Source organism: Exiguobacterium sp. s80 (assembly GCF_018618725.1).
In the GTDB taxonomy this organism is placed as follows: domain Bacteria; phylum Bacillota; class Bacilli; order Exiguobacteriales; family Exiguobacteriaceae; genus Exiguobacterium_A; species Exiguobacterium_A oxidotolerans.
In genome coordinates this window covers 68,268-91,153 of the sequence record NZ_JACSMP010000003.1, presented here as the reverse complement: position 1 = coordinate 91,153, position 22,886 = coordinate 68,268, and the positions used below count along the sequence as shown (strand labels likewise).

At 46.8% G+C, this 22,886-nt stretch carries 22 protein-coding genes; 15 read left to right on the top strand and 7 right to left on the bottom strand.

The window, feature by feature from the left end; all coding sequences use genetic code 11:
- Positions 1 to 158: 158 nt before the first annotated feature.
- Positions 159 to 1,682, top strand: coding sequence for an MDR family MFS transporter (locus KNP94_RS08335; protein ID WP_214804325.1), 1,524 nt, complete (start codon positions 159 to 161; stop codon positions 1,680 to 1,682).
- A 690-nt stretch (positions 1,683 to 2,372) separates the two neighbouring features.
- Here the strand turns inward: KNP94_RS08335 and ptsP are convergent.
- Entirely contained in the window at positions 2,373 to 4,097 is a 1,725-nt protein-coding gene (gene ptsP / locus KNP94_RS08330) for a phosphoenolpyruvate--protein phosphotransferase (RefSeq protein ID WP_214766917.1), read from the bottom strand.
- A 355-nt stretch (positions 4,098 to 4,452) separates the two neighbouring features.
- Between ptsP and KNP94_RS08325 the strand changes: the two genes are divergently transcribed.
- The 3 genes from KNP94_RS08325 to KNP94_RS08315 are packed head-to-tail and all read left to right on the top strand — an operon-like array spanning position 4,453 to position 6,705.
- Entirely contained in the window at positions 4,453 to 5,886 is a 1,434-nt protein-coding gene (locus KNP94_RS08325) for a leucyl aminopeptidase (RefSeq protein ID WP_214766919.1), read from the top strand.
- Entirely contained in the window at positions 5,883 to 6,053 is a 171-nt protein-coding gene (locus KNP94_RS08320; protein ID WP_157898492.1) for a hypothetical protein, read from the top strand. The genes KNP94_RS08325 and KNP94_RS08320 overlap by 4 nt, the downstream gene beginning before the upstream one ends.
- The gene (locus KNP94_RS08315; RefSeq protein ID WP_215115541.1) at positions 6,034 to 6,705 is read left to right on the top strand and encodes a DUF429 domain-containing protein; all 672 of its coding nucleotides are present in this window, start codon (positions 6,034 to 6,036) and stop codon (positions 6,703 to 6,705) included. The genes KNP94_RS08320 and KNP94_RS08315 overlap by 20 nt, the downstream gene beginning before the upstream one ends.
- Here the strand turns inward: KNP94_RS08315 and ytvI are convergent.
- The gene (gene ytvI, locus KNP94_RS08310; protein ID WP_088837672.1) at positions 6,685 to 7,809 is read right to left on the bottom strand and encodes a sporulation integral membrane protein YtvI; all 1,125 of its coding nucleotides are present in this window, start codon (positions 7,807 to 7,809) and stop codon (positions 6,685 to 6,687) included. The two genes, KNP94_RS08315 and ytvI, sit on opposite strands and share 21 nt — an antisense overlap.
- Positions 7,810 to 7,894: 85 nt before the next feature.
- On the opposite strand from ytvI, the gene KNP94_RS08305 reads away from it, so the two are divergent.
- A complete protein-coding gene (locus KNP94_RS08305) occupies positions 7,895 to 8,083 on the top strand; it encodes a hypothetical protein (protein ID WP_214766923.1) in 189 nt (62 codons plus the stop codon).
- Complete coding sequence (locus KNP94_RS08300; RefSeq protein WP_251132453.1) at positions 8,046 to 8,936, top strand: MazG nucleotide pyrophosphohydrolase domain-containing protein; 891 nt, start codon at positions 8,046 to 8,048, stop codon at positions 8,934 to 8,936. Before KNP94_RS08305 ends, KNP94_RS08300 begins: the two co-directional genes overlap by 38 nt.
- A 79-nt stretch (positions 8,937 to 9,015) precedes the next feature.
- On the opposite strand, the gene KNP94_RS08295 is transcribed toward KNP94_RS08300, so the two are convergent.
- The 5 genes from KNP94_RS08295 to KNP94_RS08275 are packed head-to-tail and all read right to left on the bottom strand — an operon-like array spanning position 9,016 to position 12,041.
- Positions 9,016 to 10,203 (bottom strand): aminotransferase, encoded by a 1,188-nt coding sequence (locus KNP94_RS08295; RefSeq protein WP_215115540.1) that lies wholly within the window; start codon positions 10,201 to 10,203, stop codon positions 9,016 to 9,018.
- Complete coding sequence (locus KNP94_RS08290; RefSeq protein WP_051667304.1) at positions 10,200 to 10,697, bottom strand: Lrp/AsnC family transcriptional regulator; 498 nt, start codon at positions 10,695 to 10,697, stop codon at positions 10,200 to 10,202. Before KNP94_RS08290 ends, KNP94_RS08295 begins: the two co-directional genes overlap by 4 nt.
- Positions 10,698 to 10,702: 5 nt before the next feature.
- A complete protein-coding gene (locus tag KNP94_RS08285) occupies positions 10,703 to 11,497 on the bottom strand; it encodes a glycosyltransferase family 2 protein (protein WP_214768784.1) in 795 nt (264 codons plus the stop codon).
- Positions 11,498 to 11,554: 57 nt separating this feature from the next.
- Positions 11,555 to 11,794 carry a NifU N-terminal domain-containing protein gene (locus tag KNP94_RS08280; RefSeq protein WP_088837669.1) on the bottom strand — a complete coding sequence of 80 codons (240 nt, stop codon included), beginning with the start codon at positions 11,792 to 11,794 and terminating at the stop codon, positions 11,555 to 11,557.
- 13 nt (positions 11,795 to 11,807) lie between these two features.
- Entirely contained in the window at positions 11,808 to 12,041 is a 234-nt protein-coding gene (locus tag KNP94_RS08275; RefSeq protein ID WP_215115539.1) for a DUF1871 family protein, read from the bottom strand.
- 317 nt (positions 12,042 to 12,358) lie between these two features.
- Between KNP94_RS08275 and KNP94_RS08270 the strand changes: the two genes are divergently transcribed.
- From KNP94_RS08270 to KNP94_RS08230, 9 genes are all read left to right on the top strand, one after another.
- Entirely contained in the window at positions 12,359 to 14,584 is a 2,226-nt protein-coding gene (locus tag KNP94_RS08270; protein ID WP_251132187.1) for a ribonucleoside-diphosphate reductase subunit alpha, read from the top strand.
- A 16-nt stretch (positions 14,585 to 14,600) separates the two neighbouring features.
- On the top strand, positions 14,601 to 15,089 hold the full coding sequence (locus KNP94_RS08265) for a flavodoxin domain-containing protein (protein WP_029331225.1): 489 nt from the start codon (positions 14,601 to 14,603) through the stop codon (positions 15,087 to 15,089).
- Positions 15,058 to 16,101: a ribonucleotide-diphosphate reductase subunit beta gene (locus tag KNP94_RS08260; protein WP_214766931.1), complete on the top strand. Its 1,044-nt coding sequence runs from the start codon at positions 15,058 to 15,060 to the stop codon at positions 16,099 to 16,101. The genes KNP94_RS08265 and KNP94_RS08260 overlap by 32 nt, the downstream gene beginning before the upstream one ends.
- 866 nt (positions 16,102 to 16,967) lie before the next feature.
- The gene (yugI, locus tag KNP94_RS08255) at positions 16,968 to 17,360 is read left to right on the top strand and encodes a S1 domain-containing post-transcriptional regulator GSP13 (protein WP_012371159.1); all 393 of its coding nucleotides are present in this window, start codon (positions 16,968 to 16,970) and stop codon (positions 17,358 to 17,360) included.
- 127 nt (positions 17,361 to 17,487) lie between these two features.
- Entirely contained in the window at positions 17,488 to 18,654 is a 1,167-nt protein-coding gene (locus tag KNP94_RS08250) for an iron-containing alcohol dehydrogenase (protein ID WP_088837665.1), read from the top strand.
- 113 nt (positions 18,655 to 18,767) lie between these two features.
- Entirely contained in the window at positions 18,768 to 20,117 is a 1,350-nt protein-coding gene (locus tag KNP94_RS08245; protein WP_029331222.1) for a glucose-6-phosphate isomerase, read from the top strand.
- Positions 20,118 to 20,250: 133 nt separating this feature from the next.
- Positions 20,251 to 20,724: an RNA deprotection pyrophosphohydrolase gene (ytkD, locus tag KNP94_RS08240; RefSeq protein WP_029331221.1), complete on the top strand. Its 474-nt coding sequence runs from the start codon at positions 20,251 to 20,253 to the stop codon at positions 20,722 to 20,724.
- A complete protein-coding gene (locus KNP94_RS08235; RefSeq protein WP_239456741.1) occupies positions 20,696 to 21,436 on the top strand; it encodes an alpha/beta hydrolase family protein in 741 nt (246 codons plus the stop codon). Before ytkD ends, KNP94_RS08235 begins: the two co-directional genes overlap by 29 nt.
- Before the next feature lie 164 nt (positions 21,437 to 21,600).
- Entirely contained in the window at positions 21,601 to 22,857 is a 1,257-nt protein-coding gene (locus KNP94_RS08230; protein WP_088837664.1) for an EAL and HDOD domain-containing protein, read from the top strand.
- Positions 22,858 to 22,886: the final 29 nt, after the last annotated feature.

Below are 22,886 nucleotides of genomic sequence, written 5' to 3'. Positions count from 1 at the left end.
TTAAAAAATAATGGGACCTCGAAATCGTATTCGACGAAATTGTCGGATACGATTTTTTTTGTAGTCCAAAACATTCAGTAATGAGAATTTGCACATATGATGATACAATGAGTAAGCTATTATGAAGATTAGCTATATTTTAAGAAAGAGGTGAGTCGATGGCTTCGACTACAACAGAAACAAAGACAAAGACGAATTATGTCGTTCTTGGATTATTGATCGGGATTTTAGTAGCGGCGATGGACAATACAATCGTTGCAACAGCAATGCCGACGATTGTCAGTGAACTGAATGGTTTTGATCAATATGCCTGGGTCACGTCCGCTTACATGATCGCGACGGTCGCGGGGATGCCAATTTTCGGTAAGTTAAGTGACATGTATGGGCGGAAACGATTTTTCTTATTCGGTATGTTGCTCTTCATCGTAGGGAGTATCCTGTGTGGTGTCGCAGATTCGATTACAGAGTTATCGATTTATCGTGCCGTTCAAGGACTAGGTGGCGGTGCCTTGATGCCGATTGCTTTTACGATCATTTTTGATATTTTCCCACCAGAGAAACGAGGGAAAGTCAGTGGTTTGTTCGGAGCAGTCTTCGGGATTTCAAGTATTTTCGGACCATTGCTTGGAGCCGTTTTGACGGACGCAATTAACTGGCGCTGGGTGTTTTATATCAACATTCCACTTGGTTTAATTGCATTGGCGCTCGTTTCTTTATTCTATAAAGAATCACCGATCCACCGGACTCAAAAAATTGATTATGCGGGTGCCGCGACATTGGTCGCTGGATTAGTCACGTTCCTGCTCGGGCTTGAACTCGGTGGGAAAGAGTATGCGTGGAGTTCACCACAAATTCTTGGTTTGTTTGGTTTATCACTCGTGTTATTTATCCTCTTTGGTCTGATTGAACGCCGGGCGGCTGATCCGGTCATTACGTTCAGTCTGTTCAGTCGTCGCCTGTTCGCAGCGACGCAAGGAGTCGCATTCTTTTATGGATTCGTCTTCATCTCCGCAAGTGTCTTCATTCCGATTTTCGTCCAAGGTGTCTTTGGCGGCAGTGCGACGAACTCAGGTCTGATCTTGATGCCGATGTTGATTGCTTCAGTAGTTTCGGCGCAACTCGGAGGACGTCTCCCGAATAAATACGGGTTCCGAAATGTCATGATGCTCTCGGCCGTGTTCTTTGTTCTTGGTGTTTATTTATTAAGTACGATGTCACTTGAGACGACACGGACTGCCGTTACGATTTATATGATCATCTTAGGTTTTGGTGTCGGCTTCAGTTTCTCTTTATTGAATCTTGCAAGCATCAATGGCATCGAGATGAAACGTCGTGGTGCGGCGACATCGATGGGCTCGACGTTCCGGACAATCGGGATGACACTTGGTGTAACGATTCTCGGAATCGTTCAATCACGGACGTTTACGTCATCTGTTAGTGAGCAATTACCTGGCGGCAGCGCACCGGACGGTGGACAGTTCCCGACAGCAGCAGCATTTGCGAAGATGCCACCGGAAGTGGCGACAGCGATTAAAACAGCACTTGCAGATTCGATTTCCTCTGTTTATATGTGGGCGTTGATTCCAGCGATACTGGGTGTCATCTTCGTGTTCTTCATGGGTAATGAACGACCAATCTTAAAAGAAGAACAAGGCGATCGACCACAAACGAAACAAGCATAATTCAAGTCATTTTTGATAGGAAAGAGACTGACGTAAAAGGAATCACTCTTTCACACGCGTGTTTTTCTCCAACAGGAAACAGGATACGCTCTCCTGTGGGATTCGAATAAAACGAGTGCATACTTTTTCCTTTTCGATGTGCGGCTTAGATACACATCAGTCAGGACCGAGAAGAATAGATATCGAAAACGCCAATGAGTCCGTATGTGAAAGACGGAATCATCGGCGTTTTTTTGCGTACAGGGCGGAACGTTCATCCTCGACTCCTATGGGAAAAGGAAGCGCGATCAGCGCTTCCGTCAGGAATAGGGAAGACCCGGCATGACCGCATGAAACGCGGGTTGCTGCGGCTTACATTCCGCCCGTGGAAAGCGAGGATGTCGGAACCGTCCGTCACTAAGACTGATGTTAGAGTAACTTTGGAGTCAACCCTTTTTTTGTATTCAAGAAATCGAGGCTCCTACAGGAAGCGCACAGATGAATATTAGCTTTCGAACTAGGGTGTAGGAAAAGCGACATTTGGCAACATGTGTTATGTAGACGAGTCGAGATGGGGAAGCGCGGTCAGGGCAGGCCATACCTATAAAAACTTTTTAATCTTCATAAGGGTTAGTCTACAGTCTGTATAAATAACGGTTCCTTTTGACGCGACAAAAAAACACGCCCCGAGATGGGACGTGTCCGAAAAAATTATTTTTTAATATCGAATGTCGTGCTGAGGAAGTTGACGACGTCTTCGGCTGTATCCATGTCGAGGACTTGCTCAACGATTGCTTCACACTCTGTTTTGTTCAGGCGCGTCATCAAGCTGCGTGCGCGAAGGACAGAAGAAGCAGACATTGAGAATTCGTCGAGTCCGAGTCCGAGGAGGATTGGGAGTGCGAGTTCTTCTCCCGCCATCTCACCACACATGCCGACCCATTTACCGGCTTTGTGTGCTTCTGTGATGACGTTGTTCAAGAGGTTCAAGATGGCAGGGTTGAACGGTTGGTAGAGATACGAAACTTTTTCGTTCATCCGGTCTGCCGCCATTGTGTATTGAATCAAGTCGTTTGTTCCGACAGAGAAGAAGTCGACTTCTTTCGCAAATTGTTTCGCCATGACTGCTGTCGCCGGAATTTCGACCATCATTCCGACTTCGATGTCGTCAGAAACCGTTACACCTTCACCTTGAAGGTTCGCTTTTTCTTCAAGAAGTAACGCTTTTGCTGCACGGAATTCTTCGAGTGTTGCAATCATCGGGAACATGACAGCAAGTTTGCCGTATGCACTTGCACGAAGCAACGCACGAAGTTGTGTCCGGAACAAGTCAGTTTGGTCCAGGCAAAGACGAATTGCACGGTAACCAAGGAACGGGTTCATTTCGTGTGGAAGGTCAAGGTATGAAAGTTCTTTATCCCCACCGATATCAAGTGTCCGGATGACAACTTTTTTATCGCCCATCGACTCGAGAACTGTTTTGTATGCTGTGAATTGCTCATCTTCCGTCGGGAACGTTTCCGCATCCATGTAGAGGAATTCAGTCCGGTAGAGACCGACTGCTTCCGCACCGTTCTCAAGCACACCTTTGACATCGTTTGGTGTTCCGATGTTCGCTGCAAGCTCGACGTGATGACCGTCTGCTGTAACTGTTTTTTCGTTTTTGAGTTTTTTCCATTCTTCTTTTTGAGCGATATATGCTGAGCGTTTTTCTTCGTACTCTGCGATTTGTTCGCTTGAAGGGTTGACGATGACATCGCCTTCCGCTCCGTCAAGAATCAAGAAATCACCGTGTTTGACTTCAGTCAAGACGACTTTTGTCCCGACGACTGCTGGAATTTCAAGAGAACGTGACATGATCGCCGAGTGCGAAGTCCGTCCACCGATGTTCGTCGCAAAACCTTTTGCGTACTTCCGGTTGAGTTGGGCAGTGTCTGATGGTGTTAAGTCTTCTGCAATGATGATGACTTCTTCGTTGATTTGTGCAGGTGTGACGAATGTAATACCGAGAAGATGTGCCATTGTCCGTTTTGTTACGTCACGGACGTCAGCTGCACGTTCGCGCATGTACTCGTTGTCCATCGATTCAAAGATTGTCACCATCATTTGTGAGACTTCGTCGAGTGCTTGCGCTGCGTTCGTTTTGTCCTCGTCGATTTTTGCGTTGACTTGGCTGACGATTTCAGGATCTTCGAGGATCAACAAGTGAGCTGAGAAGATTTCTGCTTTGTCTGCACCGAGTTCTTTTAATGTGTTCTCACGGATGATTTCGAGTTCACCTTTTGATTGAGCGATCGCTGCCTGGAACCGTTCCTTTTCAGCTGCTGAATCCTCGATTTTATTGTTTGGAATGTCAAAGACAGGTGTTTCCATCACGAATGCCTTTGCAATCGCGATCCCTGCAGAAGCGCCAATTCCCTTGATATGTTGTGCCATGTGCATTACCCTCTTTTCAGTAAGTTTTTTTCGCCGCAACGACGTCGTTTCTCTGCTATCTATAGATACCCATAAACGCATCTCTCTTAACGGGTCGACTGCGAACTCTCCCTTTGAATGAAAACGTAGACATTTCTGTCGTTACCAAAATGAACGTTTCTATGAAGTGCCTGTACTTTTCACCTGTTAATCCTATCACATTGTGAAACGGGCAACAATTGTTTGGAGCCGTGCATTTCGACAAATTACCGAACGTCAAAAATGAGAGCGTTTTCAAGCTGCGTGATGGCTATCAGTTGGAAAATGGCGCAAAACACTTCATACTTATTAGTAACACTAAAGGGGGATTTTTAAGATGCGATTAAAACAAGTAGATCAGCAAGCAGACATCGAAGTACTCGTCGTCGGTATCTCAGGAAATGCACAAATGGAAGAACGGATTCAGGCACTTTATCCGGAGCGGTTTGATGAGTGGGTCCGCGGTGGAGATATTTCGACGAAACAAGGCGAACTCCGGTTATTGCCGACGTTGACGGGGACGATTGCCCGTGTGTTATTTGTCGGTCTTGGTAAAGCGGACCGTCTATCTCAAGATGAGTTACGTCGACTGTTAGGAAAAGCCGCCCAATTTTTAAAAGTCCGGAAGCTATCGAACGTCACGGTTGATGCTGCGACATTCCCGGGGAAACCTGTCGAGTTGATCGCTGAGACGTTTGCACTTGCTACATATGACGTCAAACACTACAAAACAGGTCCAAGCGTTTCGTACGAACTCGATTTGACGATTTGGTCCGATGAAGGGGAACAAGAAGCAGTACGCGGGCATGCCCTCGCTGAAGCAACGAACTTAGCCCGTCGTCTCGTCACGATGCCTGGGAACATCCTGACGGCGCCGGCACTCGCTGACGAAGCTCGTTTCATTGCGGAACGTCATGGACATGCGTTAAAAGTCATTGAAAAAGAAGAAATGGAAGCACTCGGAATGGGGGCGATGCTTGCCGTCAATCAAGGCTCGACAATCCCGCCGAAAATGATCGTCCTCGAATATAAAGGGGCGGGTGATGCAGCACCAATCGCCGTCGTCGGAAAAGGTGTCACGTTCGATACAGGTGGTTACTCGATTAAACCAAAAGACGGTATCGTCGGCATGAAGGGGGACATGGGTGGTGCAGCAGCCGTCCTCGGCTTATTCGAAGCCCTCGGTCAACTCAAGCCGAACGTCAACATCCTTGGAGTGATTCCGGCAACGGACAATATGATTTCAGGTGATGCCTTCAAGCCGGATGATGTCATTACATCGATGGCTGGAAAAACGATTGAAGTCTTGAATACGGATGCGGAAGGGCGTCTCGTTTTAGCGGACGCTGTCACCTATGCAAAAGAATACAATCCGAAAATGATTATTGATCTCGCGACATTGACGGGTGGAGTGCTCGTTGCGCTCGGGACAGAAATCACGGGTGCCTTAACGAACGACCAAGCTTTGTACAGCCGTTTTGAAACCATCACAAAAGAGACGAACGAGATGATTTGGCAGATGCCGTACGTCGATCAATTCATTAAACAAGTGCGCCGGTCGGAAGTCGCTGATTTAAATAACTCACCGGGACGGATGGGACACATGATCTTTGGCGGAGCGTTCGTTGGTGAATTCGTCGGGAAAACGCCATGGCTCCATCTTGATATCGCCGGAACATCAGAGCAAAAATCAGCATCGGAGCTTGGTCCGAAAGGTGCGACAGGTGTCATGGTTCGAAGTCTTTACCGGTTCGCTGAACAAGAAGGATGAGATGGCTGAACGTCCTCTTACTCATCATGACGGTGCTCAGCATCGTCTGGTATGTAGAGTCGGGTTCACGCGTTTCGCTAGCGTGGGCTACGTTTTTAGGAGTCTTTACGGTCTTGTCATTACTGAAGGTGCTACGGGAGAAAACGAATGCGCGTCACCGGGATTGACGCGGCAAAAGCCGGCTGGGTCGCGGTCTCGATTGAAGAGGGGCAGTTTTCCTATCAAATCGTCGAACACCTCGATCAACTCGAAAATAGCGACGTGCTCTACATCGACATGCCGATCGGGCTTGAAACAGACACAAGACGAACCGTCGATCAGCTGTTACGAAATGAGCTGAAGCCGGGACGGACGAGCAGTGTCTTCAATGCACCATTAGTGTCGGCGCGTGATGCATGTGACTATGCCACCGCGAACGCGCAGTCAAAACAAGCGGCAGGACTTGGCTTATCAAAACAAGCCTGGTACTTGTTACCGAAGATTCAGGAAGCGCGTAGTTATTACCGGGACGGGATGTACGAGTCGCATCCGGAAGTTTGTTTTGCTCGCTTGACCGGTCACCCGGCCCGCCATAACAAAAAGACGGTCCAGGGGATAAAGGAGCGGACAGAATTGTTACGACAGTTCGCATGTCCTGCTTTTTGGGAACAATCCGTCAAAGGGGTTGCGACTGACGACTGGATTGATGCCTGTCTGCTTGCCGTCGCGGCGACTTGTCCGGTGGAATATCTCCCGAACCATCGACCGGTTGATGCGACGGGTCATCCCTTATATGCGGCAGCACCTAAAAAATCACCCTCACCGGAATGGTGTGGGTGATCCTTTAATAAAGTCCCATAAATAATGAAAGATTTGTGCATTATATAACGCTTTGATGATGACGGCGACGAGCGGTCCGAGGATCAGACCGAAGACCCCGAAAAATTTAATCCCGACGAACAAGGCAATCAGTGCCGTAATCGGCTGGATGCCGATATTGTCACCGACGATTTTCGGTTCCATGATATTACGCTGCAAAATGACGACTGCATACAGAATACCAAGTCCGATCGCAAGTCCCGTATCTCCTGTGATGATCGAGTAAGCAATCCACGGTAAAAAGACAGACCCTGTACCTAGATACGGCAAGATGTCAAAGAAAGCGGCAATAAAAGCAATCGCAAACGGATGATCGACACCGAGAACCAAAAGACCGATTAAGACGATGAAAAATGTAATCGTAATCAATGTCAATTGGGCTTTGATGTAGCCGAACAGGGCGGACCGAAGACTCGAAACGACCGTTTCTGCACGTGCGAACCAGGGGAACATCTCATACTGTTTCATCCTGAGTTCATATTTGTGCCAGTCTTTCGCGAGGAAAAACCAGGCGAGCAGAACGATGACGAGAATCAAGGCGATTGAAGGTAAGGTCGCTAACACACTTTGTAACATCGTGGCGATACTTTTAGATCCCTCGCCGATGAAGCTTGCAAGTGAGCTTCCGAGTGATTCGATACTGTTTTGAACCGTATTCTGTTGTGATGGACCGAGTGACCGGAGCGCTTCCGAAGCGTCGTTCCACATCGGGGCCAATTTGTCATTGTAAAGCTTTTGGAAATAGAGACTGAGTTCCTGGATTTGGTCCGGGAGTTGATTGGCGACGAAGACGAGTCCTCGAATCAGTTGCATGACAATCAAGACGAGTGAACCAATCAAAAGACCGCTCATTAAGATGATGGACAATAACGCACCCCAACCACGGTTGAGTCGAAGACGTTTTTGGAAAAAGTCGACAAGCGGACGACTGAGTAGGGCTAATAAAAATGCGAAGACGAACGGATACATCAACGAAGACAGGCGGATGATGATAAAACCTGTGAGAAACAAGGCGAGTATGACACCGATGAAACGAGCCAATTGCCAAAGACGTTCAGTCGACACGAGCAACACCTCTTATATATATGTAATACCATCATCATAGCATGTTAAGGAACGAGAACGTAGTTCAAACAGAGGAGGAATTTCGATGAAACGAAAAGAAGTGGGACTAATGGTTTCCTTGGCGATCGCAAGTGGTGTAGCCGTCCGTGAATGGCGTAAAAACCGAAAATTTACTGAGCAGTATCAACGACAAACGCAGCAGCAGTTGATTAAAGAAATGATGGAGGTCGAGACGGATGCAGGAGATGATTCTACTTCAACAAAAAGTCGATGAGACGATTCGAGCGTTAGGTGGTTATTTTCGTCCGCTCTCTGGCCTCGCGCGCTTGATTGAAGAAGTCGGGGAAGTGGGAGAAGCGTTAGAAAAAGAGGACACGACGTTACTTTGTGCCGAACTCGTCGACGTGTTAATGATTTCAACATGTCTGTCAAACCAATACGTGACCGATTTAGCCTCGGAGCATCAGCAGTTGAAAACAGAACGGGACGAAGCGGATGCCTCGTTTTACCGACTCGTTCATGAAGCAGGTCAGGTCGCCCGGGTCATGAACGGCTACGAAGGAGACAAGCCACCGAAAAAGACAGATGCAACGCTTACGGTCGGTACGTCACTCGCCCGTCTACAGCGCGAGTTGTTCCGGTTTGCCCGTCCATTAGGTCTTGATTTGTTAAAAGAAATCGATCGGACGAATGAAAAGAACCTCGTGCGTGACAGTAAGCGTTTCGCACTGACACGAGACCCCATTACGGAGGCGACGATTGATCATTACCGGAGTGCGACCGGCAGTGAGGAGCGACTCTGGGGTGCGCCGGTGTATGAAGCGGAACGTTCCTTAGAAGAGAACATCCAACAGGCACTACCGTCGTTGCGACGCTTTTTACGGTGTGCTCGTAATGAGGGAATCGAGGCATTTGTTCTGGAAGCACCGATTGAGCGAAGTGATCAATTGGTCGCTGTCAAAGAACAAGCAGAAGAAATCGGACGGATCATCAAGGAACAAACCCCTTTGTCCTTTAAAGAAGCCCCGTACCGAATCGATGTATATGCTTCACAGTTAGGGCCGGTGTCACCGTTTCACTCAGAGGACGAACACCGGATGTTTTTGTTGCTTTATATTGATGCGTAATTAGAAAATGACGCTAAAAAGCGAACCGCCTCGTAAGGTGGTTCGCTTTTTGTGTGTTGAAAGAAAACGGTCGGGAAAATCATGTCAGACGATCAGCAACTGCCGTTCGTTGTTCAAGTTGTTGCATGAAGCGAGAAATACGATGGATGGCTTCTTGCAGTTGTTCGATTGAACTGGCATAGCTTGCGCGAACATAACCTTCACCACTCGCCCCGAAGACGGAACCAGGAACGACGGCAACACGTTCTGCTAGTAACAGTTGTTCTGCAAAGGCTTCACTCGTCAAACCCGTATCTCCGATGTATGGAAAGGCATAGAAGGCGCCCCCGGGTGAATGAGTCGGGAGACCGGCTTCATTCAAAGCTTTGACGAAGTAGTTACGGCGTTGGCGATAACTACGGACCATGTCAGGAACCGTCTTGTGGCGTGAACGGAGTGCTTCAATCCCGGCGAATTGGACGAGCGTCGGTGCACACATCATGCCGTACTGATGGACTTTCAGCATACACGCCGTGATTTCTTTTGGCGCACAGGTAAAACCGAGACGCCAACCTGTCATCGCAAAGGCTTTTGAGAAACCATTGATGACAATCGTGCGCTCCCGCATTCCAGGTAACGTCGCGAAGCACGTCGCCTCTTCCTCATACGACAACTCTGCATAGATTTCGTCACTGATGACATATAAATCATGTTCGTTTGCGAGGATGGCGAGATCTGCGAGTTGATCGCGCGTCATGACAGAACCGGTCGGGTTGGACGGAAAACAAAAAATGATGGCCTTCGTCCGTGCCGTGATCTTGGCTTCAATCGTCTCAGGAAGAATGGCGAAGCCGTCTTCCAGGCGACAGGCAGCAGCAACAGGAATTCCGCCTGCGAGCTCAATTAAAGGCGCGTACGAGACAAATGCCGGTTCGACGACGATGACCTCGTCACCAGGATTAATCAGCGTCCGAAAAGCTAAGTCAAGTCCTTCGGATGCACCGGTCGTGACGATGATTTCGTCTTCGACTTGATACTCGATTGCAAATTTTTCGTGCATATAGTTTCGGATTTCTTGCCGTAACTCGACTAAACCGGCATTGGCGCTATATGCCGTATACCCTTGCTCGAGTGCTGCGAAGCTTGCTTCCCGGACGTTCCACGGGGTGACGAAGTCGGGTTCGCCGACGCCGAGCGAGATGACATCTTCCATTGAACCGGCTAAGTCGAAGAAGCGACGGATGCCGGACGGTGCTAATTGTTCGACGCGTTCAGAAAGTGACTTCATGGAGACACCTTCAATCGTTTATCGCCGTCATCCTGACTGAAGAGGACACCATCGTGTTTGTATGTCTTCAAACGGAAATGGGTCGTCGTCGAAATGACGGAATCGAGTGTCGATAGTTTTTCCGAGACGAATTGCGAGACTTCCTGAAGCGACTTTCCGTCAAGGACGACTTGTAAGTCGTAAGCACCTGACATCAAGTAGAGCGACGTGACTTCCGGGAAACGATGAATCCGTTCTGCGACTTCATCAAAGCCGCGGCCCCGTTTCGGTGTAACTTTGACATCGATGAATGCCGTGACGCCATGGTGGGAATTGATTTTTTGCCAATCGATGACTGCCGTATAACCTAACAAGACACCATCTTGTTTAAAACGGGCAATCGAGTCGATGACTTCGTCGACTGGCAGGTCGAGCATTTGAGCAGCGAGTGTCGAATCGACAGGACCACTTTGTGATAGTAACTCTAAGAGTTCTAATTGTTTTTCTGTATACACGGGATTCACTCGCTTTCTGTCAATTGTCCGTCAAACGTCCGGCGTGTCTCACGTAACCGGGCACGGCGTTCAGACTGAACAATATGAAAATTTTTCATTTCGGTCGTTGGCAACTCGTGTTTAGCGACGAGACGGTCGAAGTAGACTTTTCGTGCCGCATCTTGCTGAGCGGATTGATGATTACCGGACGGATTAAAGGCATAGAGGACCGTCGCGCGTGCTGGATGAAGCACGAGGTGGTCCTTCCCGACACGGAGAATCCAGTCCCAGTCCCAGTAGTTGAAGACGTCTTCATCAAACGTACCAAGTGTTTGGTGAAGTGATTTGCGATACATTGATCCGGATGGGATGAACGTCGAGTCTTGCTTCATCGCGTCACGGTCATATGGATAGGCGAATGGCTCCGTATCGATGACGGTCCGGCGTCCATTTTCCCAGCGATACGTAAAGAGTTCGGCATCTGCATACGTCAAGTCTGCCCCGGCTTCTAAATCGCCGAGCGATTCCTCGATATGAGAAGGCAACAATAAATCATCATCATCATGGAGCAAGATGAATTGACCGTTCGCGATTGTCACGCCGTGGTTGCGAGCCCGGACGTGATGATTTTCAGGTAAGTCGACATGGATAAGTGTTAAGCGGTCTTCAAAAGCACGTACGACGGGAATAATCGAGTCGCCGTTGTTGTTCAAAAGAATCACTTCGAAATCTTGATAGTATTGACGGGTCAATGCTTCGAGCGCCTCAGATAACTCACGTGGGCGATTGTACGTCGGGATGATGACAGATACCATTGGCATGAGAATCGGCTCCTTCAACAAAGACACCTGCAACATCCAGGTGTCTTCATGTATTCCTTACATCTGTTCTTCGATAACTGGAAGTAATTCATTCCATTCAGCGGCTGGTTCTTTCGTTACTGTGACAAAATCACCGTAAGCGAAGAGGTTATCGATGCCATCGATCGTAATCAATGCTGCGAGTAATGCGTCCTCTGGTGTATCGTCTTTTTTGACACTCGTACTTTTTGAGCCGAAACGGTCTCCGTCGAGCGTGATTTTTACTGAGTTCGGGTTTGGTGTGTAGTCTACTTGCATAATAAGTCTCCTTTCAAAGTTCACACGAATCTTCGCACAAAAGTAAATTCGTTGCGAGTGTTGTTAGTTCCTGCTGATCAGGTTGTTCCCCAAACGATTCTTCAAATATTTCACCAATTGCTTGTGCAAGTGGGCTTACTTGATCGTGAATCGTTAATAGCACTAGTATAGCAGACATTTCCGTTGGATAATTTCCTGACCCTAGGAGAAAAGGATCATATTTATTTAAAAGTTCTTCTGAACTCAAAACGCGTTCAACTCCTTATCTCAATATATCTCAAAAGGCGGTGGTCTGCGTTTTTAAATTTGTTTGACCTGATTTTTAATGCAAGGGGTTATTTTTTGCTGATTCAGTGATAACCTATATCTTGTACATAAATAGGTTTAAAAACGCTTAAAACGTCTATATATAGAGTGACACTTTAATAGTTCTTTCTATATGTAGGACGTCTTTTTTTAGTTTAGCGCATTTTTTACTGCAATGCGAACCTGTTTAACGATAGAGAATGGGAGTGGTTCATAGTGGCATCTCCACTGAATACAGCACGCATCTATAAGGGTGCAATGACAATAGAAGATGTATATCTCGTGATTCGACAAGTGACAGCGTCTTATCCAGAACTCGACATCGAACGTTATACAGAACGCGCGATTCGGGCGCTCGAAGGGAAAACGCTCCAGGCCGATCAAGTTTACGAACTTTTGACGATGCATGCGCTCGACATGTTAAAAGCAGAGGAACCGAACTGGACGTTCGTCGCGACGGCAACGTACTTAAATCGTCTTTATCTCGAGGCAAGTGAAAATCGTGGATATGTAGCAGATGAACGTTATGGATCGCTTTACACGTTGATTGAAAAGCTCACTGAAATTGGTATTTTCACACCACATTTACTTTCAGCCTACACGAAGGATGAAATCGAAGAACTCGCTGCGACAATCGATCCTTCACGCGACCAACTCTTCACATACATTGGTCTCCGGACGTTAGCGGATCGTTATCTTGCCCGGGATCACGTGAAAAAATTATATGAACTACCGCAAGAACGCTTCATGATTATCGCGATGACGTTGATGCAGACAGAACCGAAAGAACGCCGGGTCGAGCTCGTCAAAGAATCGTACTGGGCTTTGTCGAACCTCTACATGACGGTTGCGACGCCAACGCTTTCGAATGCCGGGAAATCATACGGACAGTTATCGTCTTGTTTCATCGATACGGTAGATGATTCACTCCGGGGGATTTACGACTCGAATACGGACGTTGCGACACTCTCAAAAGGCGGCGGCGGAATCGGCGTCTACATGGGTAAAATTCGTTCGCGCGGATCAGACATTAAAGGATTCAAAGGTGTTTCGAGTGGTGTCATTCCCTGGATGAAACAGTTGAACAACACAGCAGTCAGTGTCGATCAGCTCGGCATGCGTCAAGGTTCAATTGCGGTCTATCTCGACATTTGGCATAAAGATATCCTCGAGTTCCTCGATGCGAAACTCAACAACGGGGACGAGCGATTGCGGACACATGATCTCTTTACGGGCGTGAGTTTGCCGGACCACTTCATGCGTACGGTTGAAGCGCGTGGCGATTGGTATTTATTCGATCCACACGAAATCCGGACGGTGATGGGCTTTAGTCTTGAAGATCATTTCGATGAGACGGAACAAGGGGGCAGCTTCACTGAAAAGTATGAAGCCTGTGTCAACGAACCGCGTCTCAGCCGGACGAAAGTTTCGGCAATTGATCTCGTCAAACGTTACATGCGTTCGCAACTCGAGACCGGAACACCGTACATGTTCTTCCGTGACGCGGTAAACCGTGCCAATCCGAACAAGCATGCCGGCATGATCTATTCGTCAAACCTTTGCTCGGAAATCATGCAAAACATGAGCCCGACGACGGTGACGGAAGAATACACGGAAGATGGAAAAATCATCATTACGAAAACACCGGGCGATTTCGTCGTCTGTAATTTATCTTCGATCGCCCTCGCGCGCGCCGTTCGTTCGGATGTCCTCGAACGGTTGATTCCGATTCAGATGCGGATGCTCGACAACGTCATCGATTTGAATACGATTGACGTCCCGCAAGCACAAATCACGAACCAAAAATACCGTGCCGTCGGTCTTGGGACGTTCGGTTGGCACCATCTGCTTGCACTCGAAGGGATTCGCTGGGAATCGGTCGAAGCCGTCCAGTATGCGGATCGTCTTTACGAAAAAATCGCTTATTTGACGATTGATGCATCGATGCAACTTGCGAAAGAAAAAGGGGCATACCGTTTATTCGAAGGATCAGAATGGCAAACAGGTGAATACATCAAACGTCGTCACTATAAATCAACTGCCGAGCTGAACTGGGATCGTCTCCAAGCAGATATCACAGAGCATGGTATGCGAAATGCCTACCTGATGGCAGTCGCACCGAACTCGTCGACAGCAATCATCGCCGGTAGTACGGCATCGATTGATCCAATCTATAAAAAAGTCTACGCAGAAGAAAAGAAAAACTACAAGATTCCTGTGACGGTTCCGGATTTGACGCCGGATACGAACTGGTTCTATAAATCAGCATTTGAGATTGATCAACTGTGGAGCATTCGTCAAAATGCATCACGTCAACGTCATATCGACCAAGCGATCAGTTTTAATCTCTATGTCAAAAACAACGTCAAAGCGACTGAATTACTCGAGATGCACATGGAAGCATGGCAACTCGGGATGAAGACGATTTATTATACACGTTCGACAACCGTCGAAATCGATGAATGTGAGTCGTGTTCGTCATAAGAGAGGAGACGATATCATGAAGGCAGCAATCGTATATGCGTCAATGAGCGGTAACACAGAGGAGGTTGCGGAACTGATTGCGAAAGCCTGTTCCGACATGCACGTCGAACCAACGATGATGTTCGCTGATGATGTGACGACATATCAATTAGCACCTTATGATATCGTCTATTTTGGTTCTTACACATGGGGCGACGGTCAATTACCGGATGAAATGCGCGACTGCCTGAAGCTTGTCTTAAAGGAAAGTCCGCACAAAATTCCGCAAGCTGCCGTCTTCGGTACGGGCGATAAGATGTTCGTCAAGTACTGCCGCGCCGTTGATGAAATGGCCTACCATCTCGCGAAATTTGGTGTGCCGCTCGCCGGTGAACTGTTAAAAATCGAACAGTCACCACGGAATCGTCCGCATACCGTCAAAGAATGGACGAAACGAACGATCCTGCAATTACAGCAAGAAGGAGTCGAACAACATGGAACAGTTACAAAAGATCAAACTGCTTGATGCCCGCCATCCGAATCGTGCGACAGCGATTATCGGTGGGGAGACGAGTTCAATCGTCAACTGGAACGATATCGCCTATCCGCAGTTTTACTCAATCTATAAACAGCTTTTATCAAACTTTTGGATTCCGGATGAGATTTCGATGTCAAAAGACATGCAGCAATGGAATCAACTGAGTGAGCGGGAACAAGATGCGTTTGAACGGATCATCGGTCTCCTATCAATCTTGGATTCGGTCCAAACGCGTTACATCCTAGAGTCGGCGATGTTCACGTCAGATGCATCGATTCATGCAATTCTTGCGATCATCGCGCAACAGGAAGTCGTCCATAACCAGTCGTACAGCTATGTCTTATCGAGTCTCGTTCCACTTTCGGAACAAAACCGGATTTTCGATATCGCAAAAGATGACGATATGGTCATGAAGCGGAATGCCTTTATTCTTGATTTATATGAAGATTTCCAAAACGACCGGACACCGGAAAACTTTGCGAAATCACTCGTCGCATCAATCGTTCTTGAAGGAATCAACTTCTATTCTGGTTTTGCCTTCTTCTATAACTTAGCGCGTCATCAAAAAATGGTCGGAACGTCGACGATGATCAGTTACATCCAGCGAGACGAACTGCAACACTCGTACTTCATCAGTCAATTGTTGCGTGCCGTCTTGACGGAACACTCGGAAATCGATGCCGATGGTTCATTCACGAAGTTCGTGTATGCGACATTCGAGCGTGCCGTCGATCTCGAAATCGAGTGGAGTGAGTATGTCCTGCGTGACTTGGACGGACTCGATGTCAGTGAAATGCGTGATTACGTCAAATATCTCGCGAACAAGCGCCTTCGTGTCATTGGTCTCTCCGATCTCTATGAAGGACATGACGAGGACGTCATGCCGTGGATTCGTGCGTATTCGGATGACTCGATGAATGCGACGAAATCCGATTTCTTCGAACAAAAATCACGTTCGTATGCAAAAGTGACGGATGCGAACGGATTTGACGATTTGTAAGTCGAATGAAATGTAAGTGGAAAGAACTAACTGATGAAAATTTATCTACAAAATCAGTTAGTTCTTTTTCTGACGTCGAAAAAAACTAAAAATTTTGATTTTTAAGGAGGTGATCCGAAAAGAACGCAAAAAAAGCAGCTGCAAAATTGCAACTGCTTAAGTACGGCAGGAAAGAATGAACTTTCAACTGCGCGTTGCGTTCAAATAGACACGCCAATGTCTACTCGAACAAGAATAGTATTGAAATCTTCTTAACCAAACAATACTACATATGCGTATTCAGGTAAAACCTTATTTGATTGATGTTGCGAATCATTCTTCCCTGCTCAAAGGGAAGGAGGTAGTTTCGAATGTGTCTTATTACGCCACACTATCGGAATCCACACTGGGTATGCGGTCATTATCGCGGAACCCGCTGGATCGAAGAACACTTTCGTTCAGGTTCATTCGTAAATGACCATTGCCAATTGCGTTTCGACTTTTAATCGACTAATCAATCTGTATTAAATTTTGGTTGCTTCACCGTAAAATTTCCTTTACGCTAGGACAGGTGAGGTCATGTTCGACTCCTGCGGGAAAACAAGACAATCATGACCCTGGAAGATGCAACGCATCTGAAGCGGCATGATGTCTTGTCCGCGGAAAGCGAGCAGACCGAACCGGTCCTTTTTGCGTTGAGGAGTAAGAAGAAACAAAAAAAGGGCCGGACTCGAAAAGTCCGGCAGAATCAGGGGGAATACTTGAAGTCTTGCTACTAAAATGTTCCCTTGGAAAATAAAAAATAAACAATTTAAAAAATATTTTTTACCATCCGTAAAAAGTATGTTATTATAAGTTGATGAATTTAGTTAGGGAGTGTATAAACTATGGCAAACTTTGAAAAAGACCAAGTCGTTACTGGTAAAGTAACTGGTATTCAAAACTTCGGTGCTTTCGTAGCACTTGACGAGCAAACACAAGGTCTCGTCCACATCTCAGAAATCTCACACGATTACGTAAAAGACATCAACGATTACGTAAAAGTTGGCGATGAAGTAACTGTTAAAGTTCTCGACATCGACGAAGCTAACAAAAAAATGAAGCTTTCGATCAAAGCAACTCAGGAAGCTCCAAAACGCGAAGCACGCGCTAAAGGCCCACGCAAAAACGCTGGACGCCGCGATGCAGGTCCTGCTTTCAAACAAGAAGAAGCTCCTGGCTTCAACGTGTTAAAAGGCAAATTGGAAGAATGGATTGAAAAATCAAACTTCCAAAAATAAGAATCTTTAAGAGAATCGACATCGGTCGGTTCTCTTTTTTTTTACGTTATAAGCATTAAAATAGATGCGAAAGGGGAATGTGTGGATAATGTAAGATGTTCATTACTTATCGAGGGGGCAACACACAATGGAAAACTTTCAATATCGCAATCCAACGAAATTAATTTTTGGTGACGGTCAAGTCAGCCAAATCAAAGAAGAACTTAAAACACTAAATGCTAAGAAAGTCATGCTCGTCTTTGGTGGCGGAAGTATTAAACGCAACGGCGTCTATGACGACGTTACACGCGAACTGAACGAAGCAGGAATCGAATACGTCGAATGTGATGGCGTTGAACCAAACCCACGCATTGAAACAGCAGAGCGCGGCATTAAGATCGCACGTGAAGCAGATGTTGATGCATTGCTCGCACTAGGTGGTGGTTCTGTCATCGACTGTACAAAACTGATCGCAGCAGGTATTCCGTATGAAGGTTCAGCATGGGATCTCGTCATCGGGAAAGCGACTCCGGAAACAGTCATTCCATTCGGTACCGTCTTGACACTTGCAGCAACCGGTTCAGAAATGAACTCTGGTTCTGTCATCACGAACTGGAAAACGCAAGAGAAATACGGTTGGGGTAGCCCGCTTACATTCCCGACGTTTTCAATCCTTGATCCAAAATACACGGTCAGTGTTCCAAAAGACCAAACAATTTACGGGATTGTCGACATGATGAGTCACTGTCTTGAGCAGTACTTCCACACAGCACACGCACCTGTCCAAGAACGGATGACAGAAGGCGTCATGAAAGCTGTCGTCGAAGCAGCACCAAAACTCGTCAACGATCTTGAAAACATTGAACTTCGCGGAACGATTCTCTTCGCAGGTACGATGGCACTTAACGGCGTACTTCAAATGGGAGCACGCGGTGACTGGGCTTCACATAATATCGAGCATGCCGTCTCAGCGGTTCATGACATCCCACACGCAGGTGGTCTTGCAATCCTCTTCCCGAACTGGATGCGCCACGTGTTAGACGAGTCAAACGCACATCGTTTCGTGACACTCGGTGAAAACGTCTTTAACGTCGACACAGAAGGTAAATCAGAAATCGAAGCAGCTCATGCGACGATCGATGCAATCAGTGCATTCTGGACATCACTCGGTGCACCAAACCGTCTCGCGGACTACGACATTAAAGAAGATACAGTCGATTCAATCGTCAAGTCAGCAATGACGCGCGGTGATTTCGGTAACTTCAAATCACTTGGTAATGAAGATGTTCGTGAAATCGTAACGGCAGCGTTATAAGTTTCTCTAACATTTGCTAATCTTTTCACAAAAGACTTGAACGACCTTCCTTCTTGCGTTTTAATGAGAAGGAAGGTCGCATTTGTTTGCGAATGAATAAGGAGGACGATGGAATGACAACGGTACGTTTTGATTATTCGAAAGCATTACAATTCGTAGGGCAACATGAAGTAGATTACATGGCAGACACGGTTAAGACATTACATGGAGCGATTCATAATGGCACAGGTGCCGGCAGCGACTTCCTCGGATGGGTCGACTTACCGACGAACTATGACAAAGCGGAGTTCGCTCGCATTCAAGAATCAGCTGAAAAAATCAAATCAGATTCAGACGTCTTGCTCGTCGTCGGAATCGGTGGATCTTACCTCGGAGCGCGTGCCGCAATCGAGATGTTAGGTCATTCCTTCCACAACCTGTTATCAAAAGACGAGCGGAAGGCGCCACAAATCATTTATGCGGGTCATAACATTTCATCGACGTATCTGCACGATTTATTTGAAGTGCTTGAAGGAAAAGACGTCTCGGTCAACATCATCTCTAAATCAGGGACGACGACGGAGCCGGCAATTTCATTCCGATTGTTGAAATCGTTCATGGAAGAGAAATACGGTCAGGCTGAAGCAAAAAACCGAATTTATGCAACGACGGACAAAGCACGTGGGGCGTTAAAAACACTTGCTGACTCAGAAGGATACCAGACGTTCGTCATTCCGGATGATGTCGGTGGACGTTTCTCTGTCTTGACACCGGTCGGTCTTTTGCCAATCGCTGCTGCTGGTATTTCAATCGAAGAATTGATGGCTGGCGCGCGTGACGCACAAGAGAAATTTGCGAACGAAAACCTGGCTGAAAATGAAGCATATCAATATGCTGTCGTCCGAAATGCATTATATGCAAAAGGAAAAACGATCGAGCTTCTCGTTAACTACGAACCAGCGTTACATTATGTATCAGAATGGTGGAAACAGTTGTACGGAGAATCAGAAGGAAAAGACTTCAAAGGGATCTTCCCGGCAGCGGTCGACTTCTCGACAGATTTACACTCGATGGGTCAATACGTGCAAGAGGGGCGTCGTGATTTGTTTGAGACGGTCATTAAAGTCGGTCAAGCGCGTCATGAATTGACGATTGAAAAAGATGCACAAGATCTTGACGGCTTGAACTTCCTCGAAGGGAAATCAATCCAATTCGTCAACGATAAAGCGGCAGAAGGGACGTTACTTGCTCATACAGATGGTCAAGTTCCGAACTTAACAGTCGAATTACCAGAGATGACGCCGTACCATCTCGGATTCTTGTTCTACTTCTTCGAAAAAGCTTGCGCGATGAGCGGTTATCTTCTTGGAGTTAACCCATTCGACCAACCGGGTGTTGAGGCATATAAGAAAAATATGTTCGCACTTCTCGGAAAACCTGGTTTTGAAGCAGAAAAAGCAGAGCTCGAAGCACGCTTGAAATAAGTTGGAAAGGCATCTCCTGGATGACAGGGGATGCCTTTTTTTGTCATTCTCCTCGATTCCTACGCACTTTCACTTTTAGAATGCTTTCGAAACAGGTAAAGTGAAGGTAGAAGAAGAAATGAGGTGCACGTACGTGATTAGATTTTTAGATTACTATCAAAATCAAGTTGAGTTGAGTTTCGATGATCATCCTTTCTCGACAAAACCTCTCCATGTCTGGGTCATTGCCGTGTACGAGGGGAAATGGCTATTGACGCATCATAAGCAGCGCGGGTACGAGTTTCCTGGGGGAAAAGTCGAACCGGGTGAAACAGCGGAAGAAGCGGCACGCCGGGAAGTGATGGAGGAGACAGGCGGTAGCATCGCAAGCCTCGCCTACATTGGTCAATATCGTGTCGAAGGACGAGGCGATACAATCATTAAGAATATCTACTTCGCCGAAATCGAATCACTCGTTCCGCATCTCGCTGTCGATGAGACAGACGGAGCCTTTTTGTTGGACGACCTCCCGCAGCGTCTTGACGCGAATCGAAAATACAGCTTTATGATGAAGGACCGTGTCCTTCCGGAGACACTTCGTGTACTCGCCGAACGCCGATTGGTTTGAATTGCCGAAGCAAGGTCCCTTCCGGACGTTTCGTATATACTATGAAACATCTGATCACGAACGGGTCGGTGCCTATGTCGTTTTACCGACACGTCCGAATGGGCAAGGGATGCTGTATTTACGTGGCGGGACACGTAATATCGGAATGGTTCGACCGACGCGACTGATGCAGTTTGCTCAAGCCGGATTTTTAGTCATGGCCCCTTTTTACCGAGGGAACTTAGGAGGCACAGGGAAGGAAGATTTTGGTCATCATGATATTCGTGATGCAACAGGGGCATATGATTGGTTAACCCGTCACGCGGAACGCGTCTCGGTGTTTGGCTTCTCTCGTGGTGGGCAGATGGCCTTGTTGTTGGCACATCATCGCCCGGTCGCGCGCACGGTCTCATGGGCAGGGGTGACGAATCTCGTCTGGACATATGAAGAACAGAGAACGATGCAAAAAATGTTACGCCGTTTCACGGGTGGATTGCCAGAGACGCAACAACAAGCGTATCAAATCCGTTCGCCGCTCTACGCCGCTCCACAAGGGCAAGTCTTGCTGATTCACGGACGGTACGATCAAAAGGTTCGCTTACGTCATGCAACGAATTATGCTGCGCGCTATCCGAGTCAGACGCGGCTTCGTATTTACGAGCAGGCCCATCAATTTCCGTTGCACGAAAAATTTGCTGTGACGAAGGAAATCATCGATTGGATGTTGCGCTGATGGAACATAGGATGTAGTCACCTCGAACAGCCGGGGTGACTTTTTTTAGGAAATCAGTAACATTGATATGTTTTAAAAAAGCATTTTTTAAACAAAAAACAATATTTGGTATACTAGAAAATATGAAGTGAACAATAGGGTGGAAGACAAAAGGGGAGAACGGGATGGAAATCTTGCTGGCACGACAACCAATCGTGAATCGATCCGGTGCCATCGATGCATTTGAATTATTATATCGTTCAGTGGAAGCGCCTGCTATTTTTGATGGTGAATTAGCGACGATGGACGTGTTGACGAATACGCTCGTCCATTTAGGTGTCGATCGAGTGGCAGAAGGAAAACGTTTATTCATCAATTTCACCGGTGATTTATTACAAGGTGAGCTGATTGATCACTTAGATCCGGAACGATTTGTCATCGAGGTGCTTGAGACCGTCGTCATCGATTCACATATGCTGTCGGTTTTGAAAAAATGGAAAGAGGCTGGATTTCAATTGGCCTTGGATGATTTCGTGACGGATTTATTACGAAATCATGGTCCAGAGTTGTTTGATTTAATTGATTTAATAAAAATTGATATCGAAGCAATCAACCCACGTGAACAAAGTGCGATTTTACATATCGTTAAACGAAACTATCCGCATATCCGTTTGTTGGCAGAGCGTGTCGAAACGCATGAAGATCATCTTCGTAGTTTGAGCATGGGGTACGACTGGTTCCAAGGCTATTTTTATGCAAAACCGATGTTGATGAAAGGGAAGGCTGTTCCGCCACAATTGCCTGTATTGTTAAAGATGTTGAAGTGGCTCGAATCAGATGAGTATTATGACCAAGTCGTCGATGAAATCGAAGGAAATCCATACATTAGTGTGCAAGTCCTCCAGCTCATCAATTCTCCCGGGATTGGTCTTCGAAATACCGTCGAATCCGTTCGTCAAGCGATTTCACTACTCGGGTTTTCACAACTTAAAAGTTGGATTTCGTTAATCGTTTTACGAGAGATGCGACTTGCGAGTCCGTACAAGTGGTCAGACGAGTTGTTGCGTTCTTCACTGCATTGTGCCAAGTTATGCGAGTTATTTGCACTTGAAACAAAGACGTTACGTCCGGAAAGTGCCTACATGATTGGCTTACTCTCGCATATCGATGCATTACTGTCAGTCGATATTGATGAAATCATTGATCAATTACCAATCGAGTCGACGTTGAAAATCGTGTTACAAGGAAAAGATCATCCGTTTCGTGATTGTTTATTGCTCGCGATTAGTGCCGACCGTGGTGAATTTGAACAGTTTGAAAAACTAACCCATCGTTTTGGTATTTCAAAACAGCGTGCCTATGCACTATTAAAAGAGAGTCAAGATTGGTTGACTAAAAAAGAACTTCATTTGCAACCGGATGAAGAAGATTCAATCGTCTGATGGACGTTAAAAGGCACCAGCTCACTGAA